Source organism: Pseudoalteromonas sp. T1lg22, assembly GCF_002964645.1.
In the GTDB taxonomy this organism is placed as follows: domain Bacteria; phylum Pseudomonadota; class Gammaproteobacteria; order Enterobacterales; family Alteromonadaceae; genus Pseudoalteromonas.
Map to the genome: position 1 here is coordinate 1 of NZ_PQBY01000009.1, position 297 is coordinate 297.

At 39.1% G+C, this 297-nt stretch carries 1 rRNA gene; it reads right to left on the minus strand.

Annotated elements, in window-relative coordinates:
- Positions 1 to 80, minus strand: a 16S ribosomal RNA gene (locus C2M24_RS05730); the annotation flags it as partial.
- Positions 81 to 297 lie beyond the last annotated feature (217 nt).

A 297-nucleotide genomic window follows, 5' to 3' on the forward strand; every position in this document is an offset into this window, starting at 1 on the left:
TAGAAATGTTACCGCTCGACTTGCATGTGTTAGGCCTGCCGCCAGCGTTCAATCTGAGCCATGATCAAACTCTTCAATTAAAAGTTTTTTGAAACCGAAGTTTCGTGCTCAATGAATACTGTGATGATATCTTTCGATATCGAATTGACTGTGCTGAATAAATTTCTTTATTCCGTTGGTCACTCACTTTCCATTTAAGGAAAAAACATTGAGACTCTAAATTTGTTTGCGTCATCTAGCGAACTAGAATCTGCTGTTAGAACTCAATCTGTACGAGTGCCCACACAGATGATTGCT